We start from the raw sequence: 24,866 nt of genomic DNA, 5'->3' as shown, positions 1-24,866 counted from the left end.
TTCCATGGCGAATATGCTCAACATCGGTGTTTCCGGCCTCAACGCGGCGCAAGTCGGGTTGAATACGGTCGGCAACAACCTCGCCAATCTCAATACGGATGGCTATAGCCGCCAGACGGTGGTGCAGTCCGAGGTTATCGGCCAGGCCGACGGGCGATTCACGATCGGCGGCGGCGTCAACGTGGATTCGGTGCAGCGTGAGTACAGCAGCTATCTGACCACCGCGGTCTGGCAGCAGAACTCCGGCTTGCAGCGCGCCACGACGTACAACGACCTCAATACGACGCTCAACAGTATTCTTACCGGCAGCGGCAATCTGCAAGGCGCGCTCGATAATTTCTACGGTGCATTCAGCACGGTAGCCAACTCGGCGGGCAGTTCCTCCAGTCGCACCGCGCTGCTGGGCAGTGCAGGCTCGGTCACGGCCGTCTTCAACACGCTGGGCCAGCAGCTGAGCTCGCAGCAGTCGCAGGTCAACAGCCAGATCAGCAATACCGTCAACAGCGTCAACGACACGGCCAGCAAGATCGCCGCACTCAATGCGCAGATCCGCCAGAGCCCCGCGGACCAGGTGCCCAATGCCTTGCTCGATCAGCGCGACGGACTGGTAAAAACGCTGTCCGGTCAGCTTGGCGTGTCGACCGTGGCCGAAAACGACGGCACGATCAGCATTTACACGTCGAGCGGGCAGAGCCTGGTATCTGGCAACAAATCATTCGCGTTGTCGACCGGAAACAACGTCTACGATCCGGGCCAGACGGATCTCTTCGATAGTGCCGGCAACGACATCACGACCAAGTTGAGCGGTGGCAGCCTTGGTGCCTTGCTCGACTATCGCAACAACGTGCTCAACCCGGCGCAGAACCAGTTGGGGCAGGCGGCGATTGCGCTGTCGTCCAGCATCAATGCGCAGCAGGCCAAAGGCCTGGACGCGAACGGCAACCTGGGTCAGCCGATTTTCAGCACGCCGACGCCGAACGTGTTGCCCTCCACGAAGAACACCGGCACCGCGGCGATTTCGGCAAGCATCACCGACGTCTCCAAGTTGACAACGTCCGATTACAACCTCAGCTACGACGGTACGGCCTGGAACCTGCACACCAGCACCGGACAGAGCGTGCCGTTGACGACGAATCCGGATGGCAGTTTCAGTGCCGATGGGCTGACCTTCAGCGTGGCCTCGGGCGCCGCCCAAGCCGGCGACAGCTACGTCATCCAGCCGACGCGCAATGCGGCCACCTCGCTCAGCGTGGTACAGACCGACCCGACCAAGATAGCCGCAGCGGCTGCGCTGACCACCACGGCGGGCACCACCAACAACGGCAACGCCACGGTCAGCTCGATCAAGGTCACCGATCCGACCAACGCAGCGCTGCTCAGCAGTGCCAAGGTCACGTTTACGTCGGCAACGGCGTATCAGGTCACCGATAGCAGCGGCAATGTGCTTTCGAGCGGCACCTATACGCCGGGGCAGCCGATCACCGCAAACGGCTGGAGCCTCACGCTGACCGGTACGCCGGGAGCCAACGATAGCTTCAGTGTTGCAGCCAACAGCAACGGTCTGAACGACAACTCCAATGCGCTTGCCATGGCGGCGCTGGCCGATGGTGGTGTGCTCAATGGCGGCAAGACATCCGTGCTCGCCTCCTATGGCAACCTGACCACCTTCGTGGGTACGGCCGGCAGTCAGGCGGCGAGCAATCTCAGCACCCAGACCAGCCTGTACAACCAGGCGGCCGGCGCGCAACAGAGCGTATCGGGCGTAAACATGGATGAAGAAGCCGCCAACATGGTCAAGTACCAGCAGGCTTATCAGGCATCCGCGCAGATCATCACCACCGCGCAGACCATCTTCGCCAGCCTGCTTCAGGCCGTACAGGGATAAGCCACGATGCGCATTTCCACCAGCTGGCAGTTTCAGCAGTCGCTCAGCACCATGCTCAACCAGCAGAGCGCGCTGGCCAATACGCAGAACCAGGTCACCACCGGCAAGCGCATCAATGTTGCGTCCGACGATCCCACCGGCGCCGCGCAGGCACTCAGCCTCAATCACATCCTGGCGAGCAACGCGCAGTACACCTCGAACATCAATGCCGCCAATACACGCCTTACCACCGAGGGTGGTGCGCTGGACTCGGTGACATCGCTGCTTGACCGCGCACGTACGTTGGCGTTGAACGGCATCAATGGTTCCTTGTCGCCGAGCGATCGCCAGAACATGGCGACCGAGCTGACCCAGATTCGCGACCAGCTGGTGCAATTGGCCAATACCACCGACACCAACGGCGCCGCCCTGTTTGCCGGCACCAGTACCACGACTGCGCCGTTTACCAAGAACTCGGACGGCACGGTGACTTACAACGGCAACGACGGTCAGTTGAATACCGCCGTCGGCTCAAGCCTGCAGGTGCCGATCGGCGATGCAGGTAGCACTGTCTTCATGAACCTGCCGGCTGGTAATGGTTCGTTCGTTGCCGGTGCGGGCGGTGCCAACACAGGCACGCTCATCGTTGGCGACAACAGCGTGACCGATACCAGCGCCTGGAATGCGGCCAAGGTGTCGACCGGTGGTGCGATCAATATCACTTTCGCTGCCGGCGGAGCTTGGACGGCGACCGATGCCACCGGGAATGCCATTGTCGATAGCAGTGGCAACCCGGTGGGCGGTACGTATACCGACGGTGGCAGCATCAGTTTCGACGGCATGTCGATTGCTTTGAGCGGCACGCCGGCAGCTGGCGACACGATCGGCGTCAAGACGGATCAGAGCCAGGATGTCTTCAGCACCCTCAACAATATGATTACGGCGCTGGGTAGCGGTGCAAGCGACACGCAATTGGCCAATGCGATGAATCGTCAGATCGAGTCGATTGACCAAGCCGAGAGCAGTGTCACCAATACCCAGGTATTGATCGGTAATCGCCTCAATACGCTCGATCAGCAGAGTTCGGCGTATTCGGATCTCAATGTGACGTATACCTCGGCGTTGTCGGATGTGCAGGATGTCGATCCTTATACGGCCATCAGCAACCTGTCCTTGCAGTCGTCGGCGTTGCAGGCGTCGCAGCAGGTGTTTGCGCAGATGAAGTCGATGACGTTGTTTAATTATTTGAAGTGATGGGTGGGGTGCACCTGGTGCATCAGATCAGCCCCCAAACATCGTCATCCCCGCGAAGGCGGGGATCCAGTGGCTTCGGTGGTGGGTTGTCGCTGGAGCGTGCATCGCTCTGGCCTGGCGTTCGTGCCAGAAAGTCGCCTACGGCGTGTTTCGCCGACCTGCCGGTCGCCGAGTTACTTTCTTTGCTTGTCCAAAGAAAGATAACCAAAGAAAGGACACCCCTAGTCCGCCGTCCTTCGGACCGTGAGGTTTGGCCGGGCTTTTCGACAGGACGTCCCTGTCTTGTCGAAAAGGACTCGGCGTCCCTGCCGAGTCCCCCTTCGGGGCCTGATCGTCCAAACCTCACTCGGCTCCCGAGGGGGCCCGAAGAGCTGATCGCTCGCTGCGCATCGCTTGTCGAGAGCAAAGCTGCACTGTGGGTGATGTTCCCGCGAGCACCCGGCCCCCTCACCCCAACCCTCTCCCCCGGCAAAGCCAGGGGAGAGGGAGCAGGTGGCGAGAGAACGAAGAAAAGAGGCTCCCTCAGTCAGTCCCCTCTCCCCTGGCTTTGCCGGGGGAGAGGGTTAGGGTGAGGGTGAGGGGGAACGCTTTAAGTCCTCACCGCCAAGACGCCTCGCGCACAGATTCGGCGCACCTCAGAAGCGCTTGAAGTGTCCCCACTCGGTTCGAGTAGACGGCACGAACGGTTTTATCCCTCAATGCTGCTCAGAGCTCTTGATCCACAGGCCATTTCTCTTGGGTTACTTTCTCTTTACTCCGGACCTAAAGGTCCTTCGCCCTCCGGGCCGGCTTCGCCGTTCGCATGCGCTGCGCGCAAGCGTGGGCCAGCAAAGAGAAGGTGACTCGCTCGCCGGCAGGCGAGTGAAACGCCCGCTGCGTAAGCGGCCAGGTCGCCAAAGCATCCAGGCAAGAACCAAGCACTAACGCCACTGGGTTCTGGCCTACGCCGGAATGACGACCTAAGGGAGTTCGTGTCAAACATGGAGGTGACCGGGGCGACCGTCGCAGACCCAAAAAAAGCGCCCCCACAAAATCACCCAGGCGTCCAAGCCTCCCTCCACTCCACCAAATTCGCCCCCTCCAACATCCACCCATCACGCACCGCATCCCGCAACCGATCACCAGCCACCACCGTCGCATCCCGATCCACCAGATGCATACGAATAGCCCCCATCCAATCCTTGTACCGATTCTTCACCCGCGTCACCGGCAAATCATCGCGATAACAGGCGATATCGCTGCACACCACCGGAAACCCGCAAATCCCATATTCAAGCAAGCGCAAATTACTCTTGCATTCGTTGAAGGGGTTTTCTTCCAGCGGCGCCAGTGCGAGATCGAGATTCAGAGCGGCGAGCTTGGCGGGGTATTCATGGATGCGCACCCCAGGATGGAACTCCTTCACATAGGGTTTGAGCTTGTCCGGGCACATGCCCATGAAGACCCAATCCACCTCATCGGCCAGATCGCGCACCACATCGGCAATCAGCTCGAGATCGCCGCGATGGCTAAGGCCACCGGCCCAGCCAACGCGCGGCTTTTCGTTGTGCTGGCGTTCCACTCGAAGATCGCCCCACCAGTCCAGTGGAAGGCGATTCCGTACGACCCTGATATCGGCATGCAGGGAGCTGAACTTGTCCGCCAGCTCCGGCGTGGATACGACAAATCGATCGACCAGGCTCATCGCCTTGCGCAGCGATTTGAGGATGTCCTTGGGCATCTCGTTGCGGTGCGCGCTCTTCAGCGGCAGGTTGGTCAACAGGTCGTCCAGCTCATAGATGCGGAATGCGCGTGACAGGTCGGCGACATGCTGGATGGACTCCAGTTGTATGTCGGTGAGCTGACGCTGATAGATAATGACTTGCGGATCGAAGCGTTCGATCGTGGTGGGCAGGTGCAGGCGGTCGGTGATGCAGCCCTCGATCAGGCCGGCATCCTGCATGGCGGTGAACGGCTGGCGGATGCGATAGTGTCCGCAGCCATTGCTGTCGGCCGGGTGGGCCAATATGCGTGGCGCCAGTGGTTGCGAAAACGGCTGCCATGCCATCGATCGCTGCGGCGACAGCAGAAAACCTTCGTCGTGCAGGCTGAGGTTGACGTTATAGGCGGGATCTCGCGCCAACAAGGGCAGCCATTTGCGATACATCGCGTTCTGCTCGCCACGGAAGCGCAGCGCCTTCGCTTCCTGGCTCGCGGTATCGACTTTCTTCTGGCTGACGCTGCCCTCGTGCATGAGGCGTGCGTAGGGTGTCCACACGGTAAGGTAACCGGCCTCGCGCACCTTCAGACAGAGGTCGACATCGTTATAGGAAACCTTGAAGTCGACTTCGTTGAGGCCACCGACTTCCTCGTAGACCGAGCGGCGAATCATCAGGCAAGCCGCGGTGACGGCCGTATAGTTCTGGTCGACTTGTAGACGCTGCATGTAGCCCGGTGCATCCGGCTCAGCATGAATGAACGGGTGATCGGCCGGACCGCGCAGGCCGAGCACGACACCACCATGCTGGATACGCCCGTCCGGGTAGTGCAGCTTGGCGCCGACGATGCCTACTTCCGGCCGCTGCGCATGATGGAGCAGGGCGTCGATCCAGTCTTCGTGTAGAACGGCGGTGTCGTTGTTGAGCAGGATCAGGTATTCGCCACGCGCCTGTGCGACCGCGAAGTTGTTGATCGCCGAATAGTTGAACGCGTGCGGGTAACGCAGCACGCGGATTTTCTCGCTGCCCAGCTTGGCGATGCCGTCCAGATATGCACAGGCGGCCGGGTCGCGGCTATCGTTGTCGACGATCAGCAGTTCGTAACGCGCGTACTTGGTGCGTTCGATCAGGCTGTCGATCAAGCCGTTGAGCATCGGCAGCTGGTCGCGCGTCGGCACGATGATCGACACCAACGGTTTGTGTTGATGCAGGTAGCGTACGCGGTTGACCCCGGGAAGGCCGCCCGAGTGCAGCTCGTGCGCGATACCGAGGCGTTCCAGGTGAGCCTGCACGATCTGCGACGACTGTTCCGCTACCGCGGGTTGAGCCAGCCAGGAGGCGTGGGGCGTGCCAGCGTGGTACAGCACCTCCGGGAGATGGCCGACCGCAGGCAGGCCGAGTTGTTCGATCACGCGAAACAGGAAGTCGGCATGGCTGAGCGCGTCGAACCGGGTGTCCCAACCGCCAAGCTCCGTCAACGCGTCCCGGCGCACGGCCAGGGTGCGGCCGATATAGGGATAGCTGCGTAGAAGGTCGAGATTGACGTCGGGCTTGAGCAACGGCTGTTCGTAGCCATCGCTGCCCAACGCGTCTTCGTCGAGATAGCAGCACGACAGTTCCGGCTGCGCCTGGGCATGGTCGGCCAGGATCAACAAGGCGTGTTCGGCCAGTTCGTCGCCCGCCCAGATCGGCAGGAGCCAGTCGGCATGGCCGAGTTTCGCCAGGGTGTTGAATTGCTCTATCCCATCGCCGCGCAGCGGCTGGACGCCAATGCCGTCGGGCAAGGCGGGCGCGTGGTTGGAAAGCACATGGATCGCTACACGCTTGTGCGTCTGCGCCAACAGGCTGTCGAGACTTCGGCGCAGGGCTGCGGTGTCGCCGGTCGTGTCGATCAGTACGACATCGACAGCCAGTTGCGTGGTGCGTTCCTGCGCCTGCGCTATCTGCGGCGGACGCAGCTTGAGCTGCGCCAGCCATTCGCGATAGGCCTCATCAGGGTTGAGCACCCTGCGGGTAAATTTGATGGCGCCTTCGTCCGCGACCACTTCGCGGCGGAAATAGTCGCCATGATGGATAGCCACGATGCGATGGTTGTGCACGTGGCGCACACCCATTTCCAAGAGGCGTTCCCACAGGTCCCAGTCGCCGGGATAGAAATATTTCCAGCAGCCAGGGTTGTAGCGAAAGGTCTTCAGGCATGCATGGTAAAGGCTGCCGATACGGGCGATGGCGCCATGCATGGGCGTTTCCGAACCGACTACGGTCTGTTCGACGCCGTTGTCGTCGTAGAACTGCACCTTGCCGTGGGCCCATTCGCTACGGGCGGTCTGGGCCGCTTGCAGCAACGAGGCGAGATGATCGGGCAGGAACTCGTCGTCGTCGTCGAGATGGGCAATCCAGGCCCCGCGCGCGCAACGAAGGCCGAAGTTGACCGGTTTGGTGCCGGCCACATACCACGATGGTCCTTTGTTCGCGGGATATTTCCCGCGTTGCTTCAGATTATGAAAGTGCAGGCGCGGATCGTCTGCGGTCGCCTCACGCAGCAGGTCGGCCTGATCCTGGTCCATGCGGTCGCCGACGATGATCAGTTCCCAATGTGGATAGGTCTGCCGCAGCACGCTGGGCAGCGTGCGCTCGATGATGATCCGGGCCCGGTTGTAGGTCGGCACGATGATCGAAATCAGCGGGTCGGGGCGATAGGCGTCGATATATCCAGGCAGTTCGCGCAAGGCGCGCAGACGCTGCTTGTCCTGTCCGCGCACGCGAGCTTTTTCGCGCAGGCCATGCTCGCTGAAGAACTGCTGCATCAGCTCGATGCGTTGGTGTGCCTGGCTCAGCTGCGATTGCAGGATGGACGGTTCGGGTCCGCTCATGGGCGTTTGTTCTCGGTCGGGGCGACGGCCAGCTCAGGCGGCGCGTACAAAAGGATGGCTCGCGGCGAGCGCCGCTTCCTGTGCCAGGATCGTCTCGCTCGGGCGTTCGCGTATGCGCCGAGCCGGTGCTCCAACGTAGACTCCCCAGGGGGCGATCGGACGATTGACCAGGCTGGCCGCTCCAACGGCGCTACCGTCACCTATTTCCGCGCCGGGAAGCAGCACGGAGTTCGTACCCACGAGTGCGTGGCGTCCGACCAGTACATGCGAGCGCAGGACGCTTCGATAAGCATCCGGAATGGTCGGATTGGTGAGGCCGCCGCCGAGGAAATCGTCCGAGCCGGTGATGACACGCACACCGGACGACAAACCGGAGAAGTCCCCGAGCACGAACTCGCCGCCGCCGGTGATCGAACAGAACGATGCGATATGCACATGGCTGCCGATCACGCTGGGCGCGCGCGCATAGATCATGACGAAGTCGTCAATGATGATGTTGTCGCCCAGCGTCATGTACTCGGCGCCGATGATCTTGGCGCCGGCATAGATGCGTACGTTACGGCCGACTTTTCGAAAGCCCATCTGGGCGGGATCGAGCAGGCTCATGCGTAGGCTCCCTGTTTAGATGTGACTTGCGTAAGCTCGGCCAGCGCCTGAGCGACGCGTTGCATCTGTTCCTCATCGATGTCGACGAAGAACGGCAGGCCGATCAGACGTTCGGCCAGCTCGTGCGCCACCGGCAGCGGGCCGACGGCAAAACTGGCGAAAGCCGGATGGCGGTCCAGAGTGGGGCAATACCATTGACGTGTTTCGATACCGCGCGCGAGCAGTGCCGGTTGCAGTTCGCGTGCCCGATAGCCGGGTGGAAGCAGGCCGACGAGAATCGGATAGATGCCGTTCTCGGCGCGGCGCTGCATCCGCAACTCAGGACAATATTGCTGCAGGATATGTTGATAGCGGGCCTGTACGGCACGGCGCCGTTCCACCACGACCGGCCACTGGTCGAGGGCGGCGTGTGCGACTGCCGCGTGGTATTCGCTGAGCTTGCCGTTTTCGCCAGCGACGAATACCTGGCTGCCGCGCTCGAGGTCGATCCCGAAATTGCTCAGGCGGCGCACCAGTGAGGTGAGCTGCTGGTCGTAGCTCACCACCATCCCGCCTTCGCCGGCAGCCAGGGCTTTGGTGGCGTGCAGACTGAAAACAACGTGGCAACGGCGTCCGACACGTTGATTGCCGAATGCGCCGGCCGCATCGATGATCACCGGAATGCCGGTGTCTTCGACGAATTTGTCCCAGGCCTCCACATCTTGCGGATTGCCGAACGTGGCCACCGGCATCACGGCGTCCACGCGGTGCCGTGCGGCATAAGCGCGTGCGGTTTCCGGCGTAAGCAGCCAGGTGTCCGCGTCCACGTCGCCGATCAAGGGGCGATAGCCGGCACGTATTACCGATGTCGCCGTGGCGACGAAGGTCAGCGCGGGCAGCAATACGCGCGCGCCTTGCATGAGTTCAAGCGCACACAGCGCCAGCTCCAGGCCGGCGGTACCGTTCGAGGCGGTTATCGCCGTGGGCGCCAGCGACGCCGGTGCAAAGCTGGCGGCGAAACGCTGCTCGAGCTGCAGCACCAGCGGGCCAAAATTGGTGTACCAGCGGTTGCTGTCGATCTGCCTTAGATAAGGAATCAGCGCGTCGGTGTCGGGCAATTGCGCGACCAGCAAGGGAATGCGCGGCGCGCTCATACGTTTGCGCTCGCGAGGGCACTGACGTTTGTCGCTGCTTGGATCGATGGCATCGCTGGTACCCCCTTAAAGCCAAATAAGCGTCGCAAGGCGCATGGACGTGGCGTCGGGTTTCCGACGCGCCATGCGCTGCTCAAGGGGTAGGGAGCAAGCTTGATGCCAACGCAGGAAGTTTCAGATGCGAAAAGACGCTTCAGGCCAGTCGTTTGCGCGAGTGCTCGGCAGCAGGCGGCGCAACTTTAATCGTTGCTGCCGTTCTTGCGAGGGCGGTCACGAAGCGAGTCGATGACAAAAAGGGGCGTGGATATCTCTCAAGTATTGTCGGCGAAGACCGATAAATTCCCCGAGGCGGATGGCAACCCATCAGGAATCCCCGCCGGATTCAAAACACATCTTGACCGGCTACCGGTTCCGTAGGAGACACACCATGTCACTCGTTATCAATACCAACGTTTCGTCGCTGACCGCGCAGAACAACCTGTCCAAGTCGCAGAGCGCGCTGGCAACCGCTACCCAGCGTCTGTCGTCGGGCCTGAAGATCAACAGCGCCAAGGACAACGCCGCGGGCTTCGCGATCTCCACCCGCTTTACCACCCAGATCGGCGGTATCGGTCAGGCCAGTTCCAACGCCTCGGACGCTATCTCCCTGGCTCAGACCACCGAGTCGGCCCTGGACGAAGTTACCTCCAACCTGCAGGCGATCCGCGATCTGGCCGTGCAGTCGGCCAACGGCAACTACACTGCCGACGACCGTAAGGCGATCGATACCGAAGTGCAGCAGCGTCTGTCGGAAATCACCCGTATCGCCAACCAGACCGACTTCAACGGCACCAAGGTGCTGGACGGTTCGGCCGGTACGCTGTCGTTCCAGATCGGCTCCAACGTCGGCCAGACCATCTCGATCTCCCTGGGCGGCGGCGCCAAGACCAGCCAGCTGGGTCAGGTTTCCGAAGTTTCCACGGGCGACATCAGTGGCGCATTCAAGGATGCCAGCGGCAACGCCACCTCGCTGGACCTGTCCAAGATCAGCCTGACCGGCTCCGACGGCAAGACCGTGACCCTGAGCGGCAAGGCCAACAGCCTGCAGGATCTGTCCGACGCGATCAATGCGGCCAACGTCCCGGGCACTACCGCTGCCGTCAGTGGCGACGGTAAGGGCATCAACGTCTACTCGACGGGCAGCATCACGGTGAGCGATGCGGGTGCCGCTTCGGGTACGGCCACGGCGACCGGTTCGATCTTCGGTGCCGCCACCTCGGTGAACGGTTCGTCCACGCTGACCACCTCGGGCACGGCTGTCACCGCCGCTGCCAGCGGTAGCCTGCAAGGCGGCGACGTGCTGTCGGTCGACGACTCCAACGCTCTGATTTCGCGCATCGACGTGGCACTGAGCTCGGTGTCGACGCTGACCTCGAACCTGGGTGCGATCCAGAACCGCTTCCAGTCGACCATCTCCACGCTGAGCGCCGAGAAGGACAACCTGACCGCTTCGCAGTCGACCATTCAGGACGCGGACTTCGCTACGGAAACGGCGAACCTGAGCAAGGCGCAGATCCTGCAGCAGGCCGGTATCTCGGTGCTGTCGCAGGCCAACTCGCAGCCGCAGCAGGTGCTGAAGCTGCTGCAGTAACCGACTCGTCAAGATCGGTGGCGCGCAGTAAGGCGTCACCGATAACGGAGCCGGAGTATGACGATAGCGGCGGTGAGCAATGCCGCCGCTATCGGTAAGACCGGGTTACGGGAAAAGCAACCAGACGATGTTGGATGCTTTTCCGGTGGTCTGGCTGGGGCCTTGTGGACAAGGCTGTTTGTGGGATCCAACGCGATCGTGACCGCTCTGGTCAACGCCAAAAAAGTGGCGGCGCACTATCCGATCGACGATTCAAGACCAGAATCAGTGCAACTTTAGCCCTGGCATCACTCTTGCAGATGCTGCCGGAAAGCGAACTGGTGTCAAAAAAATGCGACGGGTGTCTCTCAAGTATCGCCTGCGGGGGCCGAAAAACTCTCCGAGGCGGATGGCAAACCCCAAGGAATCCCGCCGGATTCGACATCGCATATGGACTGACTATCGGTTTCGCAGGGAGCACACCATGTCACTTGTAATCAACACCAACATTTCATCGCTGAACGCACAGAACAACCTGTCCAAGTCGCAGAGCGCATTGATGACCGCTACTCAGCGTCTGTCGTCGGGCTTGAGGATCAACAGCGCCAAGGACAACGCCGCAGGCTTCGCAATCTCCACCCGTTTCAGCACGCAGATCGGCGGTATCGGTCAGGCCAGCTCCAACGCGTCAGACGCCATCTCCCTGGCGCAGACCACCGAGTCGGCCCTGGACGAAGTTACCTCCAACCTGCAGGCGATTCGCGATCTGGCCGTGCAGTCGGCCAACGGCAACTACACCGCCGACGACCGTAAGGCGATCGATACCGAAGTGCAGCAGCGTCTGTCTGAAATCACCCGTATCGCCAACCAGACCGACTTCAACGGCACCAAGGTGCTGGACGGTTCGGCCGGTACGCTGTCGTTCCAGATCGGCTCCAATGTCGGCCAGACGATTTCGATCTCACTGGGTAGCGGCGCCAAGACCAGCCAGCTCGGCCAGGTGGCCCATGTGTCGACCGTCGACATCAGCAACGCTTTCAAGGATGCCAATGGCAGCGCCTTGACGCTCGATCTGTCCAAGATCAGCCTCACCGGCGCCGATGGCAAGGCCGTCGCCTTGACCGGCACGGCCAGCAGCCTGCAGGACGTTTCCGATGCGATCAATGCCGCCAACGTGGCAGGTACCAGTGCGGCGGTCAGCGCCGACGGCAAGAGCATCAACATCTACTCGACCGGCACGGTTTCTCTGGATGACACCGGTGCAGTCGATGCGACTGCCCAATTTACCGGCAGTATCTTCGCTGGCGCCACCTCGGTGAATGGTGCCTCCACGCTGACCACCGCGGGTACGGCCGTCACGGCTGTGGCCAGCGGTAGCCTGCAGGGCGGTGGCGTGCTGACGGTCGACGACTCCAACGCCTTGATCTCGCGCATCGACGTGGCATTGGGCACCGTATCGACGTTGACCAGCAACCTGGGTGCGATCCAGAACCGCTTCCAGTCGACCATCTCCACGTTGAGCGCCGAGCAGGACAACCTGATCACCTCGCAGTCGACTATTCAGGACGTCGACTTCGCCATGGAAACGGCGAACTTGAGCAGGGCGCAGATTCTGCAACAGGCCGGTATCTCGGTGCTGTCGCAGGCCAATACGCAGCCGCAGCAGGTGCTGAAGCTGCTGCAGTAATCGACTCTTGAAAGTCGGCGGCGCGCAGTAAGGCGCCGTCGACTGCAGGGCCGGAGTATGACGGTAGCGGCGACGGGCATCGTCGTCCTGCCGGCAAGACGGATTACGGGAAAAGCATGCAGTTCAGTTGCTTGCTTTTCCGGTGATCGGGCCAGTATCCCGGTGAACGGGGCCATCTATCGGAACGTGAGGATTGTCATGACTACCACCAGCAGCACAAGCTCGGCGACCAGCAGCATTACGTCCTTGCTGAATGCACTTGGCGCGGGCTCTTCTTCCGGCACGAGCGGCACCAGCGGCACGAGCGGCACGGGCAGTACCACCGGGACGGGTAGCTCCAGCGGCGGCACGCTGAGCGCAGCGGGCATTGGCTCGGGCCTCGACGTGAACGCGATCGTGACCGCCCTGGTCAACGCCAAGAAAGCGGCGTCGCAGAATCAGATCGACAACAAGACCAATCAGATCAAAGGCCAACTGACGGCGCTAAGCTCGCTCAGCTCCGCGCTCACCACGTTGCAGTCGGCGCTGGCCAAGCTCACCACGACCAGCACGTTCGCCAGTTTCAATGCCACCGCCACCGACAATACCATCGCCACGGCGACCACGCTGAGCAATGCGGTGCCGGGCAGCTACGACCTCAACGTCAGCCAGCTGGCGACCGCGCAGAAGCGTGCCAGTAGCACGTTGTCCAGTACGGCCGCGGTCGGCGAGGGTACGCTGACCATTGGCGTGGGTACCAATAGTTTCAATGTGGCGGTGTCTTCCACGGCGACCCTGGCCGATATCGCCTCGTCGATCAACAAAGCCTCGAATAACCCCGGTGTCGTCGCCACCGTGATCAACGGTGTCAATGGCACCCAGTTGCAGCTCAGTTCCAGCAAGACCGGTGTCGCCAACGCCTTCACCATCAGTGCCAACGCGACCAGCAGCGACGGGCTCACCGCACTGGCGACCCAATTGAGCACCCCGGGCAATTTCGAAGCCCAGGACGCCAAGCTCAGTCTCGACGGCATCGCTATCACCAGCGCCAGCAACAGCGTGACCGGGGCGCTCAATGGCGTGACCATCGCGCTGACCAAGACCGGCGACACGAAGCTTAATGTCACTCAGGACAACACGGCTGCGCAGACCGCCGTGCAGGGGTTTGTCGACGCTTACAACGCCTACAACACAGCGGTACAGCAGCTCGACTACAACCCAAGTACCAAGGCGGTCGGCGCATTGTTCGGCGACACCACCATGACCTCGGTGGAGCGCAGCGTATCGAGCGTGCTCAGCGGGGCAGTGTCGGGGAACAGCATCGGCACCCTGGCCAATCTGGGCATCACGCGCGGCGACGACGGCACGATGACCCTGGATTCGGACAAGCTGACCGCGGCGCTGACAGCCGATCCGAATGCGGTGCAAAACCTGTTTGCCGGCACCAACGGTTACGCGACCAAGCTCAATGCCGCATTGGACACCTATACGTCCTCGACCGGCATCATCGGCACGCGTACCACCAGCCTCAATAACAACCTGACCCAGCTGGGTACCCAGCAGACCGCGCTGGATAACCGCATGGCGCAGTATCAGGACCAGTTGCAGAAGCAATACACCAACCTGGACACGTTGATGTCCTCACTCAACAACACCAGCAGTTATCTCACCACCGCTTTGGCCCAGCTGGAAAATTCCGGCAATTCCAAGTGAGTGAAAGGGGGAACGGGAAATGACGTACGGACTCATGCGCAAGGCCAGCTCGATGTACCAGCAGACCGGTGCGCGCGGTGGGGTAGAAGACGCCGATCCGCATCAGCTGACCTCGATGCTGCTCGATGGCGTGCTCGATCGGATCAACCAGGCACGCGGTCATATCCATCACAAAGACGTGGCGGCCAAGGGCGTGGCTTTCTCCAAGGCGCTGGCCATTCTGGCCGAGCTTCGCAGCAGCCTGAACCATGAGGCGGGTGGCGAACTGGCGGGGCGCCTGGGCGCTCTCTATGAATATGTCACACGTCGCCTGCTGCATGCGCAGCTCAATAACGACCTGCGGGCGCTGGACGAAGCCGCTCGCCTGCTGATACCTATCCGCGACAGCTGGCACGCGATTCGCGAAAGCTATCTGGCTCAGCAGCGCAAGGCGGCCGAAGGTGTCGGCGCATGATCGAGCAGACCCATATCCCGCTTGAGCTCGCTTACGAACTCAGTATCAAGGCACTTGAAGCCGCACGCGCGGGTGAATGGGATCGTGTACAGGAACTGACTCCGCAGCGCGACGCACAGCTCAGGATGGGGCATCCGCCCGACGAGCGCAGTGCCGATATCGTCCGGATCCTGATCGAGCAGAACGCGCAGTTGATGGATCTGGCCGAGCAGGCCAGGGAACTGGTCAATCAGCAGGTGCAACAACATAAATATTCCCATCGCGCGCTCAGCGCCTACATCGCGTCGTCCGAAGAGCCGTGAGTCATTCCTCTTGTTTGCGCGTGGCAGCGTGCGTGGCGACGACATCGCCGCTAGGCTTCACCCGGGCCTGATTGCCGCGCGTCATCGATAGGGGATTTTCATGCAAGACAACGACTGGCAGGTGTTTTCCGAGCGCGTTTCCTATGAAGACCGCTTGCATCTGGCGTGTGCAACGCTCGACGGCGTCTGGGACGAAAAACGCCAGGCCGAAGTTCGCGAGCGCAATCTGCACGTGCTCGCGACGCTCGATTCGCTCGAGGAGCGCCGTGGCGACATCGATGAAGAAAGTCCGTTGGTGCAGGAGCTTGCGCGCATCGACAACAAGCTCAATGTATTGATGGATATCGTCACCCGCTTGTTGGTGCCCGAAAGCATATTGCCGGCACGCCAGCGCATTCGCCTGAACGCCACGGGCGCGCTCGTTTCCAGCGATCTGGTGCCGCAAGCGAACGGTCCTCTACTGCTTCGCCTGCATATCGATGCCTGCCGCGCTTTGCCGCTGGAATTGCCGGTCCGTCAACATCCTGGCGCCGATCAGGGCTCGACGTTTCTGGTGTTCGAATCGCTGGGTGAGGCAGTGAATGACGGGCTCGAGCGTTTCGTGTTTCGTCACCATCGTCGCAAAGTGGCCGAAGCGCGTCAGTCACTGACCTGACAAGAACTTCGTCACGCGCTGAATGTGATTCACTCCCGGCAACCTCATGTGATGCTCATCACACTATGAGCAGTCGGTCGAAACCAATTACGTGGCCTGCGACAAGTTCCTGACAGCCAATTTGGCTGTCCAAGTGGCCGAGTAGGCAAAAATTTTCTCAGTAAAATCATACAAATACTTGGCCTTGTAAACGTTTCCAGTGATGCGGCCGTCACGATCTAACGGCAAATCCCTATGAACTCGGGCCGGACCACGCAGTAATTTTGGCGCAGGTCTTGCCACTGCCTCCCAGTGTCGGCGACGGATAGTCGACACGGGCAAGGGGGATCGACGCGCGACAACGGACGTGGCGTGAACGATGAGTACAACAGTTGGGAACTGCAGCGATTATGGATACCGCCGACTTTCTGGTGATTGAATCCGATCAGGGGCGAGCTGACGCAGTCATGTCGGCGCTTCATTTCTTGGGCTACCGCCCGCAGCTGGACTCGGAACTATCCGAGCAGAGGGCAGCTGAGCAGGAATGGCGGGCGGTCTACGTCGGTCACGTGGTCGACGACAACAAGCTGCAGCGGCGCCTTGGCGCACTCGGCGGACAAGCTGGTGCGATTCCGCTGCTGCTCGCGTCCGATTCGCCGCAAACCATCCGGCTCGCCGGCAACGACTCACCGTTCGCCGGTCGGGTCGAGCGGCTCGAATTTCCGCTGCGCTACGAGCAGGTCGCCGAGGCGATGCGCAGCCTGCATGCACGACAGATCAGCGCCGCCCAGGGGCGAGCCCGCTTTGTCGGCCGCTCATCGCCGATGGGTCGCGTCAATGCGCTGATCCGTCAGGTGGCCCCGTTCGATTCCAGCGTGCTGGTGTTGGGCGAGTCTGGCACCGGCAAGGAAATGGTGGCGCGTACCATTCACGATTGCTCGCCACGTCGCGACCGTCCTTTTGTGGCGATCAACTGCGGCGCGATTCCCGCCGAATTGCTCGAAAGCGAATTGTTCGGCCACGAGAAGGGCGCCTTCACCGGTGCTATCAGCACCCGCAAGGGCCGCTTCGAAATGGCCGAGGGCGGCACGCTGTTCCTCGACGAAATCGGCGACATGAGCCTGCCGATGCAGGTGAAATTGTTGCGTGTGCTGCAGGAGCGCATGTTCGAGCGCGTCGGCGGCAACAAGACCCAGCGTTGCGACGTGCGCATCATCGCCGCCACCCATCGCAACCTGGAGCAGGCGATCGCCGACGGTCGCTTCCGCGAAGACCTTTTCTATCGCCTGAGCGTGTTCCCGCTGGAGATGCCCGCCTTGCGCGAGCACCTGGACGACCTGCCCGAGCTGATCGAGGAGTTCAATCAGCGCCTGCTGCGCCGCGGCCTCGACGGCGTTCGCTTCAGCAACGGCGCGATGCATGCGCTGCGCAGCCACAGCTGGCCGGGCAATGTGCGCGAGCTGTCCAACCTGGTCGAACGCCTGGCCATTCTTTACCCGCATGGCGAAGTGCGCGCAGCCGACCTGCCGGAGAAGTACCGCGGCACGGTCAGCAGCGATGAAGTCGGCGGCGTGGCACTGATGTCGCTGATGGACGACCGTCATGTGATCGGCACCCCCATGGGCGCCACGCAGACCATCGACTCGGCGGTGCAGCTGCCCGAAGGCGGCCTGGATCTGAAGGATCACCTGGCCGATATCGAGATCGGGCTGATCCGTCAGGCGCTTGACGCCACCGACGGCGTGGTGGCGCACGCGGCGAAGCTGCTGCGCATGCAACGCACGACGCTGGTGGAAAAACTGCGCAAGTACGGCTTGCAGCCGATGTTGTCGGTACACGGGTAATCGCACGAGAGTGCATGTTTTTAGGGGATTTTACGGTGTGACGGGTAAGTCGTGTGACGCATCTTCGACACGCGACGTAACACTGGCACGGCTTGTGCTTTTAACACCTGTGAACACCCATAGCGTTGGAATTTCGACATGAGCCAGATCGACGTCAATAGCCTGCTTTCGCAAATGCGCCAGATGTCCACGCAGGTGCGCATGCCCGAGACGAGCTTCAGCAGCACCACGCCTGCCGCCAGCCAGGGCATGGATTTCGGCGCATTGCTCAAGCAATCGATTTCGGCGGTGGGCAATACGCAGATGCAGGCCGGCCAGATGGCGGCGAGCTTCGAACGCGGCGACCCGGGCTCGGACCTGGCGTCCACGATGGTGCAGATGCAGAAAGCCGACCTCTCCTTGCGTGCGGTCACCGCGGTGCGCAGCAAGCTGCTCGATGCCTACAAAGACATCATGAACATGTCCATGTAATCGATCCATGCAATCGCCGAACAAGAGCCGTACATCCTTCGTCAACCCAAGCTAACGATTGAGCCCAATTCATGGCCGACTCCGCCATCGCGCAACCCGCCAATAACGGCGCGCGCCTTGACCCACTCAAGCAGATCGCCCGCAGTCCGGCGACGCGCCAGCTTATGTTGCTGGTGGGCGTGGCGCTGGCGGTGGCGATCGGCGTCGGAGTCGTGCTGTGGTCGCGCGGTCCCAACTATGCGCTGCTATATGCGGGGCTGGATTCGAAGGATGCCGCAGCAGTGACGCAGGCATTGCAGGCGGCCAACACACCTTACACATTGAGCCCGGATGGCAGCTCGATCTCCGTGCCCGCTTCCGACCTGGCTGCGGTGCGCCTGAAACTTGCCTCACAAGGTCTACCGCAGGGCAGTGCGGGCACCGTCATGCCGGGCGCCGATTCGCCGTTTGGCATGAGCGATCTGGCCGAACGGACGCGCTATCAGCAAATGCTCGAAACGGATCTGGGCAATACGATCGGCGGTTTGCAGTCGGTGCGTTCGGCTCGCGTGCATCTGGCCTTGCCGAAGCCGTCGGCATTCGTTCGCGACAATCGCCAAGCCAGCGCGTCGGTGTTGCTTACCTTGTATCCCGGCCGCCAGCTCGACCAGAGTCAGGTCGCGGCGATCGTGCACCTGGTTGCCTCCAGCGTGCCGGAACTCGACGCAAAGCAGGTGTCGATCATCGATCAACAGGGGCAGTTGCTGACGATCAGCGATCCCGACAGCGCCAGTGCGATTGGCGATAGCCGTCTGCGCCTGGCCACGCGACTGGAAAATACCTATGCGCAGCGCGTCGAGGATCTGCTGACGCCGCTGGTCGGACCGGGCCGCGTTCGTGCCCAGGTGTCGGCGGAGATGGATTTCAGCCAGACCGAGAAAGCGACCGAAACGTACGACCACGAACATCCCGCGCTGCGCAGCGAGCAGACCAATAGCGAGCAGCGTCACGATGTCGCACAGAACAATGGCGTGCCGGGTGCATTGAGCAACCAGCCGCCGAACACGGTGGCGCAACCGACAGCGGCACGTCCGAATGCCGGCAAGCCCGGCGCGACCAACGCTGCAACGGCGCAAGCAAGCGCACCGAGCGAAGCTTCCAGCAGCGCAACACGCAACTACGAACTCGATCGCACGGTCAGCCATGTCAGTGATCCGGCGGGCCGTCTCGCACGCTTGAGCATCGCGGTGCTGGTCGACAACAAGCCGGTCGGCGCGGATCCGGCCAAGAGCGTGCCGTTCACCGCGCAGGAATTGCAGCATCTGACCGATCTGACCAAGAACGCGATCGGCTTCGACGAGAAGCGTGGCGACTCGGTTAGCGTGATCAACCAGCCGTTCCACCAAAGCCCGGCTGACGAGAAACTCCCGCAGGAGCCGTTCTGGCAGCGTCCGGGCATGATGGATCTGATCAAGCAGGGCGTCGGCGTGCTGATCGCTCTCATCGTCGGCTTTGTCTTCCTGCGTCCGATGCTGAAGGGCCTGCTCAAGGGGCCATCGCCAGTGATGCAGCCGGCGCTTGCCGGGCCGATTCCCACGGTGTCGGTGCGGTTGACCGATGACGACGACGACGGCGACCAGCCAGCACCGGAATCCGGGCGTAGCCGCCTGGGTTCGCCACAGGCGATGGCCTATGAACAACGCATCGGTTTGGCGCGACGCATGGTTGCCGAGAACCCCAAACAGGTGGCGCAGGTAGTGAAGAATTGGGTGGGCGAGGATGGCGGCTAATCAGACGGTGATCTCCGGCGCGCAGCGCGCGGCCATTCTCCTGCTCACCCTCGGCGAGCAGGATGCGGCCGAGGTGCTCAAGCACCTGTCCGCGCGCGACGTGCAGGCCGTCGGCACCGCCATGGCGGGCTTGACCAGCGTGTCACGCGAGCAGGTCGAGCATGTGCTGACGCTGCTGCATGACGAACTCGGCAAGCAGACCGCGTTGGGCGTCGGAACCGAGGAATATATCCGCAAGATCCTGGTCAATGCGCTGGGCGAGAGCAAGGCGGGCGGCCTGATCGACCGCATCCTGCTCGGCCGCAGCAGCAAGGGCCTGGAATCGCTCAAATGGATGGAAAGCCGCGCGATCGCCGAAATGATCGGGCTGGAGCATCCGCAGATCATCGCGCTGGTACTGGCGCATCTCGAACCGGACCAGGCTGCCGAAGTCATCGGCTACCTGCCCGCGCGTACACGTTCGGATGCAGTGATGCGCATCGCCACGCTCGACGGCGTGCAGCCGCATGCGTTGAACGAGCTCGACGAAATCATGGAGCGTCAATTCTCCGGCAACACCAACAAGCTCAAGTCGGCCAATGTCGGCGGCCTCAAGGCGGCGGCCGATATTCTCAATGCGATGGAGGCCAGCCGCGAAGCGGAATTGATGGCGGCCATCCGCACTCATGATGCCGGCCTCGGCGGCCGGATCGAAGAACTGATGTTCGTCTTCGATGACCTTGCCGACCTGGACGATCGCAGCATGCAGACTCTGTTGCGCGAAGTACCTTCCGCGCGCCTGGTCGTGGCGCTGAAGGGTGCCGAACCCGGCGTGCGCGAAAAGATCTTCGCCAATATGTCGCAGCGCGCTGCCGACATGCTGCGCGACGATCTGGAAGTGAAGGGCCCGGTGCGTCTGAGCGAGGTCGATGCGGCGCAGAAGGAAGTGATGGGTATCGCGCGACGGCTCGCCGATTCTGGGCAGATCAGTCTGTCCGCCAGCGGTGATGAGTTCGTTTGATGAAACCGATCCTCGCGCGCGAGCTGCTGCAGGACTTCACGCGCTGGGCGCCACCGCATATGGGTGAACAGCCACCCGCTCCCGCGGAGGAAGAAGAGGCCGCGCCGCGCCCCACTGTGTTCGAACTCGAAGAGCTCGAGCGGCAGGCACGCGAAGAGGGCTTTGTCACCGGTCTGGCCGAAGGCCGTGCCAAGGCCGCCGAAGAATTGCGCGAGCATCGGGCTCGCCTGGAAGCCTTGTTCGAATCGGTCGCGCGCCCGCTGCAAATGCTTGACGACACCACCGAACAAGAGCTGGCACGCCTGGCCATGGTGGCCGCGCGTCGTGTGCTGGCTCATGAATTGCGTGTCTCGCCTGACCTGGTGGTGCAGGCGGTGCGCGAGGCGGCCCTGGCCCTGCCATCGGCCGAACGCGATCTGCGCGTGCGCCTGCATCCCGATGATGTGACGTTGATGCGCGAGCTGGATGCAGTCGAAACACATTGGCAATTGCTGCCTGATCCCGCGCTGGACCGAGGCGATTGCCTGTTGGAAAGTGGCCGTTCACGTCTCGATGCTCGCGTCGAGACGCGCCTGGCTGCGGTCATCGACGCCGTGCTGGGTATCGATAGCGACCAGGACGACGATGTCGACGAGGTGACGCCCTGATGAGCGTCGAGGCGCGCCAGGCGTCCTGGCAGGACAAGCTGGCGCGTCGGCGTCAGCGTGCGGAAGCCGCGCAGACACTGATTGTCGAAGGCCGCCTGCGTCGCGTGGTGGGCCTGATGCTGGAAGCCGAAGGTTGCGAAGCGCCATTGGGCGCGCGCTGCCTGGTGGCTACCGCCGATGGCACCGAGTTGGATACCGAAGTCGTCGGTTTTGCCGACGAGCGCCTGTTATTGATGCCGGTCGCCGAAATGCACGGCGTATTGCCGAATGCGCGCGTACGACCGTGTTCGCATGCGGGCGGCTTACCGGTCGGGGAGGCTCTTTTGGGCCGTGTCGTCGGCGCCGACGGTGCGCCGCTCGACGGTGGCGGGCCGCTGGATATCGACGAGCACGCCGCGCTCAAGCGCGATCCGATCAACCCGATGGCACGCAAGCCCATCGATACCCCGCTCGACGTGGGCGTGCGAGCGATCAACGCCTTGCTGACGGTGGGGCGAGGACAGCGTCTTGGCCTGTTCGCCGGTTCGGGCGTCGGCAAGTCGACACTGCTGGGCATGATGACTCGTTACACGAATGCCGACGTCGTGGTGGTCGGCCTGATCGGCGAGCGTGGCCGCGAAGTCAAGGAATTTGTCGAGCATACGCTGGGCGAGGAAGGTCGTGCCCGTGCGGTGATCGTTGCCGCGCCGGCCGACGCGCCGCCGCTCAAGCGTTTGCGCGGCGCACAATACGCCACGGCTATCGCCGAGTGGTTCCGCGATCGTGGTCAGCGCGTGCTATTGCTGATGGATTCGCTGACGCGTTACGCGCAGGCACAGCGTGAGATCGCCCTGGCCATCGGCGAGCCGCCAGCGACCAAGGGTTACCCGCCGTCGGTCTTTGCGATGATGCCGGCACTGGTGGAGCGCGCCGGCAACGATGCTGAAGGCCGCGGTTCGATTACCGCTTTCTACACCGTGCTGACCGAGGGCGACGACTACCGTCATGATCCGATCGCCGACGCGGCGCGCGCGATTCTCGACGGCCATATCGTGCTCTCGCGCGATCTGGCCGAAGCCGGGCACTACCCGGCCATCGATATCGAAGCGTCCATCAGCCGTGTCATGCCGGCGGTGGTCGAGCGCGAACAGATGCGCGCGGCGCAGAAATTCCGGCAGGTCTATTCGGCCTATCGCCAGCAGCGTGATTTGATCGCGGTGGGCGCGTACCAGAAGGGTTCCGATCCGCAGACCGATCGCGCCATCGCGATGTGGCCGCGGCTGCGTGACTTCCTGCAACAAGAAGTGGACGAGCCGATGCCGCTCAATTCCGCCATCGAGGCACTGCAAGTGATCGCTCAGGAGGCCATGGCATGAAGTCCCGCGCCACCCATTTGCAACCGGCCGCTGACCAGGCGAAAGAGCGCCAGGAAAAAGCGCTGCTGCGCCTGGCCGAACAGCAGCAGAAGCTGGCCAAGGCCGAGCAGCAGCTGGGCGAACTCAAGCGTTATCGCGACGAGTACGCACTCGACAGCGGCGACCTCAACGTCACGGCCTTGCTCAACCGCCAGCGCTTTGTCGAGCGCATTGACCAGGCCATCGTGCAGCAGACCGGCGAAGTCGAACGGCAGCGCCGCCTGCTCGATCAGGCCGGTGGGCAGTGGCGTGAAGCGCATGCGCGTGAACGCGCGCTCGGTAGCGTGATCGATCACCACCGCGAGCTGGAGCGTAAAAGCGAAGAGCGTCGCGAACAATCGGAAATCGACGAGCGCATGCAGTACCGGCGCCCGCGTTAGCTCTGGCCCAATCCTTGCTGCCTGGCAGCTATGTCCCATATTCGCCAAAACGATGACGCCATGACTGCCAGCGTAGCTTCGCCCGTCGCTTCCACACCACCGCTTCCCGTGGCTTCGCCATCGCCGTCTTCGCAGCAGAATCAGGGCGACGATCGTTTCGACAGTCAACTGGATGCGGCTCGCCGTCAGCAGCAGCCGAGGCAGGGCGATGACCGCCAGGCGTCCGATGACAACAGCACGCCGGTCGCGCAGGGCAAGACGGCATCGGCTGATGGCGACAAAAAGACCGCCCGTGCGACCGACGACAAAAGCCAGGACGACAGCGACGACACCAGCCTTGCCAGCACCATGCTGCAGTTGCTGGGGCAGTCTGCGCCTGCGGTGGACTCGTCAGCGGCGCCTGCTCAGGGCGCGGCTACCGATCCGACTGCTACGAATACACCGCCCGTGGGCATGTCCGCGCTAGCTCTGGCCATGCCGCAAGCTGTGCCGGCAACCGATGCCCAGGCCACCAAGGATCCCGCTGCCACCAGTGCGCAAGCCAAGTTGGCTGGCATCCCCACCAACGTGCTGCCCACGATGCCCAAGCTCGCCGATCTCGGTAAAGCAGGTGCAACCGAGAGCAAGGCTGACGACAAGGCGGGTGACGACGATTGGCATCACGTTATCGCCAATGCAACGAACAAGGCGAGCACGACCACTGCCACCACGGCAACGAAGACTGTGCAGACCGCCGAAGCCACGCCGACCGACTTACCGCAAACCGCCACCCACAAAGACAACGACATCACCGCCATGCTCGGCTTGACGGCCGGCCCCGGCGGCATCACCCATACCGCACAACCGCAAGTTGTGCAGATGCAGTCATCCGTCGACAGCAGCGGCTTTGCGCAGGAGCTTGGCCAGCAAGTGGCCTGGATGGGCGGGCAGGACATCAAGGAAGCGCGTATCAGGCTCAATCCGGAGTCTCTGGGCGAGCTGGAAGTGAAAGTAAGCATCGATCACAACAACCGTGTCGACGTAGCGTTCGCCGCGCAGCACCCGGCCGCGGTGACCGCCGTGCAGCAGACCTTGGGCCAGTTGGACACCATGTTGGCGGGTCATGGCCTCTCGTTGGGGCATACCTTCGTGGGGCAGCAGCATCAAGGGTCAGATGGGTCTTCTTCGTCTTCCGGCAAAGGTTCGTTTGCTGGTAGCGACGGTGCTGATGGGGACGTCGAGGTTTCGCCGATCAGGCAGGTAGCTGTGGGATTGGTGGATATGTTTGCCTAATTTGGCCTGTCGCGACTGAAGATAGCCTCCCATAGCCTCAGTTTTTATTGTCGTCATCCCGGCGTAGGCCGGGACCCAGTGGCATCGGTTTTCAGTTTTCGCTAGAGAGATGACTTTTATAGGCTCTGGCGACAACCTATCGCAAAGCCACTGGGTTCCGGCCTGCGCCGGAATGACGAGTAGGAAGAGTTTTCGGGGTTCCCTAAAATCACATCTACAAACTCAGCAGGCACTGCCAGCTTGTAGGAGCGACTTCAGCTGCGACCAAGACCCCGGCCCCAAAC

The 24,866-nt window shown here is 62.1% G+C and carries 20 protein-coding genes; 17 read left to right on the top strand and 3 right to left on the bottom strand.

Translation table 11 applies throughout. The features are described from left to right. Positions 1 to 4 precede the first annotated feature (4 nt). Together flgK and flgL are read left to right on the top strand one after the other, a co-directional pair. On the top strand, positions 5 to 1,885 hold the full coding sequence (flgK, locus tag QMG46_RS21675; protein WP_281849971.1) for a flagellar hook-associated protein FlgK: 1,881 nt from the start codon (positions 5 to 7) through the stop codon (positions 1,883 to 1,885). A gap of 6 nt (positions 1,886 to 1,891) precedes the next feature. Beyond that, positions 1,892 to 3,118, top strand: a complete 1,227-nt coding sequence (gene flgL / locus QMG46_RS21670) for a flagellar hook-associated protein FlgL (RefSeq protein WP_281849970.1) — start codon at positions 1,892 to 1,894, stop codon at positions 3,116 to 3,118. Positions 3,119 to 4,151: 1,033 nt separating this feature from the next. On the opposite strand, the gene QMG46_RS21665 is transcribed toward flgL, so the two are convergent. The 3 genes from QMG46_RS21665 to QMG46_RS21655 are packed head-to-tail and all read right to left on the bottom strand — an operon-like array spanning position 4,152 to position 9,427. Further along, a complete protein-coding gene (locus QMG46_RS21665; RefSeq protein ID WP_281849969.1) occupies positions 4,152 to 7,688 on the bottom strand; it encodes a glycosyltransferase in 3,537 nt (1,178 codons plus the stop codon). Positions 7,689 to 7,721: 33 nt separating this feature from the next. After that, the gene (locus tag QMG46_RS21660; protein WP_281849968.1) at positions 7,722 to 8,294 is read right to left on the bottom strand and encodes an acyltransferase; all 573 of its coding nucleotides are present in this window, start codon (positions 8,292 to 8,294) and stop codon (positions 7,722 to 7,724) included. Further along, a complete protein-coding gene (locus QMG46_RS21655; protein ID WP_281849967.1) occupies positions 8,291 to 9,427 on the bottom strand; it encodes a DegT/DnrJ/EryC1/StrS family aminotransferase in 1,137 nt (378 codons plus the stop codon). Before QMG46_RS21655 ends, QMG46_RS21660 begins: the two co-directional genes overlap by 4 nt. A 427-nt stretch (positions 9,428 to 9,854) precedes the next feature. Between QMG46_RS21655 and QMG46_RS21650 the strand changes: the two genes are divergently transcribed. The 15 genes from QMG46_RS21650 to QMG46_RS21580 all read left to right on the top strand — a co-directional run bounded on the left by QMG46_RS21650 (position 9,855) and on the right by QMG46_RS21580 (position 24,582). Then, the gene (locus QMG46_RS21650) at positions 9,855 to 11,057 is read left to right on the top strand and encodes a flagellin N-terminal helical domain-containing protein (protein WP_281849966.1); all 1,203 of its coding nucleotides are present in this window, start codon (positions 9,855 to 9,857) and stop codon (positions 11,055 to 11,057) included. Positions 11,058 to 11,114: 57 nt separating this feature from the next. Beyond that, the gene (locus QMG46_RS21645) at positions 11,115 to 11,336 is read left to right on the top strand and encodes a hypothetical protein (RefSeq protein WP_281849965.1); all 222 of its coding nucleotides are present in this window, start codon (positions 11,115 to 11,117) and stop codon (positions 11,334 to 11,336) included. Between the two features lie 184 nt (positions 11,337 to 11,520). Beyond that, positions 11,521 to 12,723, top strand: coding sequence for a flagellin N-terminal helical domain-containing protein (locus QMG46_RS21640; protein WP_281849964.1), 1,203 nt, complete (start codon positions 11,521 to 11,523; stop codon positions 12,721 to 12,723). 198 nt (positions 12,724 to 12,921) lie between these two features. Then, a complete protein-coding gene (gene fliD / locus QMG46_RS21635) occupies positions 12,922 to 14,415 on the top strand; it encodes a flagellar filament capping protein FliD (RefSeq protein ID WP_281849963.1) in 1,494 nt (497 codons plus the stop codon). A 19-nt stretch (positions 14,416 to 14,434) separates the two neighbouring features. Beyond that, on the top strand, positions 14,435 to 14,869 hold the full coding sequence (fliS, locus tag QMG46_RS21630; RefSeq protein WP_281849962.1) for a flagellar export chaperone FliS: 435 nt from the start codon (positions 14,435 to 14,437) through the stop codon (positions 14,867 to 14,869). Next, the gene (locus QMG46_RS21625) at positions 14,866 to 15,171 is read left to right on the top strand and encodes a flagellar protein FliT (protein ID WP_281849961.1); all 306 of its coding nucleotides are present in this window, start codon (positions 14,866 to 14,868) and stop codon (positions 15,169 to 15,171) included. Before fliS ends, QMG46_RS21625 begins: the two co-directional genes overlap by 4 nt. Positions 15,172 to 15,271: 100 nt before the next feature. After that, positions 15,272 to 15,826 (top strand): PilZ domain-containing protein, encoded by a 555-nt coding sequence (locus QMG46_RS21620; RefSeq protein ID WP_281849960.1) that lies wholly within the window; start codon positions 15,272 to 15,274, stop codon positions 15,824 to 15,826. 389 nt (positions 15,827 to 16,215) lie between these two features. Then, positions 16,216 to 17,649, top strand: a complete 1,434-nt coding sequence (locus tag QMG46_RS21615) for a sigma-54 dependent transcriptional regulator (RefSeq protein WP_281849959.1) — start codon at positions 16,216 to 16,218, stop codon at positions 17,647 to 17,649. A gap of 138 nt (positions 17,650 to 17,787) precedes the next feature. Beyond that, on the top strand, positions 17,788 to 18,120 hold the full coding sequence (gene fliE / locus QMG46_RS21610; RefSeq protein ID WP_281849958.1) for a flagellar hook-basal body complex protein FliE: 333 nt from the start codon (positions 17,788 to 17,790) through the stop codon (positions 18,118 to 18,120). Positions 18,121 to 18,191: 71 nt separating this feature from the next. Continuing rightward, a complete protein-coding gene (fliF, locus tag QMG46_RS21605) occupies positions 18,192 to 19,889 on the top strand; it encodes a flagellar basal-body MS-ring/collar protein FliF (RefSeq protein WP_281849957.1) in 1,698 nt (565 codons plus the stop codon). A 10-nt stretch (positions 19,890 to 19,899) separates the two neighbouring features. Next, positions 19,900 to 20,889 carry a flagellar motor switch protein FliG gene (gene fliG / locus QMG46_RS21600; protein ID WP_281852947.1) on the top strand — a complete coding sequence of 330 codons (990 nt, stop codon included), beginning with the start codon at positions 19,900 to 19,902 and terminating at the stop codon, positions 20,887 to 20,889. Then, entirely contained in the window at positions 20,889 to 21,536 is a 648-nt protein-coding gene (locus QMG46_RS21595; protein ID WP_281849955.1) for a FliH/SctL family protein, read from the top strand. Before fliG ends, QMG46_RS21595 begins: the two co-directional genes overlap by 1 nt. Then, positions 21,536 to 22,891: a flagellar protein export ATPase FliI gene (fliI, locus tag QMG46_RS21590; protein ID WP_281849954.1), complete on the top strand. Its 1,356-nt coding sequence runs from the start codon at positions 21,536 to 21,538 to the stop codon at positions 22,889 to 22,891. The genes QMG46_RS21595 and fliI overlap by 1 nt, the downstream gene beginning before the upstream one ends. Beyond that, a complete protein-coding gene (gene fliJ / locus QMG46_RS21585) occupies positions 22,888 to 23,310 on the top strand; it encodes a flagellar export protein FliJ (RefSeq protein ID WP_281849953.1) in 423 nt (140 codons plus the stop codon). The genes fliI and fliJ overlap by 4 nt, the downstream gene beginning before the upstream one ends. Before the next feature lie 60 nt (positions 23,311 to 23,370). Beyond that, a complete protein-coding gene (locus tag QMG46_RS21580; protein ID WP_281849952.1) occupies positions 23,371 to 24,582 on the top strand; it encodes a flagellar hook-length control protein FliK in 1,212 nt (403 codons plus the stop codon). Positions 24,583 to 24,866 lie beyond the last annotated feature (284 nt).

This window comes from Dyella sp. GSA-30, assembly GCF_027924605.1.
Taxonomy (GTDB): Bacteria; Pseudomonadota; Gammaproteobacteria; order Xanthomonadales; family Rhodanobacteraceae; genus GSA-30.
The sequence above is the reverse complement of the archived record's forward strand: the minus strand, read 5'-3'. Positions and strand labels throughout refer to the sequence as shown.

Coding starts and splice junctions, on each gene's coding strand:
- flgK (WP_281849971.1), top strand. CDS start 5: ATGGCGAATATGCTCAACATCGGTGTTTCCGGCCTCAACGCGGCGCAA.
- flgL (WP_281849970.1), top strand. CDS start 1,892: ATGCGCATTTCCACCAGCTGGCAGTTTCAGCAGTCGCTCAGCACCATG.
- QMG46_RS21665 (WP_281849969.1), bottom strand. CDS start 7,688: ATGAGCGGACCCGAACCGTCCATCCTGCAATCGCAGCTGAGCCAGGCA.
- QMG46_RS21660 (WP_281849968.1), bottom strand. CDS start 8,294: ATGAGCCTGCTCGATCCCGCCCAGATGGGCTTTCGAAAAGTCGGCCGT.
- QMG46_RS21655 (WP_281849967.1), bottom strand. CDS start 9,427: ATGAGCGCGCCGCGCATTCCCTTGCTGGTCGCGCAATTGCCCGACACC.
- QMG46_RS21650 (WP_281849966.1), top strand. CDS start 9,855: ATGTCACTCGTTATCAATACCAACGTTTCGTCGCTGACCGCGCAGAAC.
- QMG46_RS21645 (WP_281849965.1), top strand. CDS start 11,115: ATGACGATAGCGGCGGTGAGCAATGCCGCCGCTATCGGTAAGACCGGG.
- QMG46_RS21640 (WP_281849964.1), top strand. CDS start 11,521: ATGTCACTTGTAATCAACACCAACATTTCATCGCTGAACGCACAGAAC.
- fliD (WP_281849963.1), top strand. CDS start 12,922: ATGACTACCACCAGCAGCACAAGCTCGGCGACCAGCAGCATTACGTCC.
- fliS (WP_281849962.1), top strand. CDS start 14,435: ATGACGTACGGACTCATGCGCAAGGCCAGCTCGATGTACCAGCAGACC.
- QMG46_RS21625 (WP_281849961.1), top strand. CDS start 14,866: ATGATCGAGCAGACCCATATCCCGCTTGAGCTCGCTTACGAACTCAGT.
- QMG46_RS21620 (WP_281849960.1), top strand. CDS start 15,272: ATGCAAGACAACGACTGGCAGGTGTTTTCCGAGCGCGTTTCCTATGAA.
- QMG46_RS21615 (WP_281849959.1), top strand. CDS start 16,216: ATGGATACCGCCGACTTTCTGGTGATTGAATCCGATCAGGGGCGAGCT.
- fliE (WP_281849958.1), top strand. CDS start 17,788: ATGAGCCAGATCGACGTCAATAGCCTGCTTTCGCAAATGCGCCAGATG.
- fliF (WP_281849957.1), top strand. CDS start 18,192: ATGGCCGACTCCGCCATCGCGCAACCCGCCAATAACGGCGCGCGCCTT.
- QMG46_RS21595 (WP_281849955.1), top strand. CDS start 20,889: ATGAAACCGATCCTCGCGCGCGAGCTGCTGCAGGACTTCACGCGCTGG.
- fliI (WP_281849954.1), top strand. CDS start 21,536: ATGAGCGTCGAGGCGCGCCAGGCGTCCTGGCAGGACAAGCTGGCGCGT.
- fliJ (WP_281849953.1), top strand. CDS start 22,888: ATGAAGTCCCGCGCCACCCATTTGCAACCGGCCGCTGACCAGGCGAAA.
- QMG46_RS21580 (WP_281849952.1), top strand. CDS start 23,371: ATGACTGCCAGCGTAGCTTCGCCCGTCGCTTCCACACCACCGCTTCCC.